This is a genomic window from Enterobacter cloacae complex sp. GF14B, assembly GCF_004136805.1.
Lineage (GTDB): Bacteria > Pseudomonadota > Gammaproteobacteria > Enterobacterales > Enterobacteriaceae > Enterobacter > Enterobacter hormaechei_C.
The window spans coordinates 1-1,170 of record NZ_QFRV01000297.1 but is presented as its reverse complement, the minus strand read 5'-3'; the positions used below and the strand labels follow the sequence as shown (position 1 = coordinate 1,170).

The window sequence follows — 1,170 nt, the reverse complement described above, 5'->3', positions numbered from 1 at the left end:
ACATAACTATAATAGAGGAGGTAGGAGAAACCAATTGTCACCCCCTAGAGAGAGAACATCTTCACCCCGAGCACCATCCCCACCAACACAAACTCTACGCCCACCACCGGAACCACCACAAGCACCCATTCTACCACTTCCACCGGCACCACCACCTAATCGCCCTGTAAACATCATAAGGCTAGAAGAGAAAGGAAAGGTTGTAGTAGTGGATCCACCCAGAGTAAAGGAGAAAGACAAGGGTAAGGAGAAGGTAACCTTTTTAGAACCACTTGAAGCCATGACTGTGAAAAGAGCTAGGAGGGAGAAAGCTACACAATCAGATGATGAGAGAAGCATGAGAGGAGAAACTAGCAAGAGGCCATCCAGGCCACGACGGAAATTGGGCATCACCGACTTCCAGCTAGGGGAAAGTTCTAATCCCTATGATCTAACATTGGATGTGGCAGAGCAAGGACCGAAGATTACATGGCCACAGCTGCTACATCTTGCACCAAAAGTAAGTCGACAATGGTCTAAAATGGTAAGTACAAAACGCTCCAAAACAAAGGTAGCCGGAGCAATTTCGCGATGCAACATGGATGACATCCTTCCAATTGTCGACGTAAACATAAAAGGAAAGAGGGTTGGAAACACCTACATTGATGGAGGTGCACAAATCTGTGTAATGAGCGAAGCTATGATGCTTCAATTAGGGCTCGAGGTTGACAGGCCTTCTCCATGCAAGGCAAAGATGGCAAACAACGCAAAAGTAAAGTGTGTGGGTGTGGTAAGTGCCGTAAAAATAAAAGCTTTCAACACTAAGGTAGAGGTAGATCTTTTTGTAATGCTTACTAAGGGGGAGGGCTATCCACTAATCTTGGGAAGGCCATGGTTGATATCCATGAAGGCAAAACAGGATTGGGCACTGGCCTTCTACGCATGACTAGTAAGAAATGGGAAAAAATCTACTACGACATGAAGATCGGCAAGCAGAAGAAAATGGACCAAGAGACATCAGCAGATGAAACCACTAGTGAGTCTTCCACTTCTTAGGAGGAGACCACTTCCACCGATGAAAGCGGCAGTTCCATCGATGTGATGGGTATCATCATGAAGTATCTACAAAAGGTAAGCACAACTGGCGACCCATCACCAGAAGGTCAAAGCAACGAAGAGGAAAGTAAATCA

Annotated in this window: 1 protein-coding gene; it reads left to right on the top strand. The window is 45.9% G+C overall.

The window, feature by feature from the left end; genetic code table 11:
- On the top strand, window positions 1–925 hold a 925-nt coding region (locus DD606_RS25325), incomplete at its 5' end, for a retropepsin-like aspartic protease (RefSeq protein ID WP_219824244.1).
- Window positions 926–1,170 lie beyond the last annotated feature (245 nt).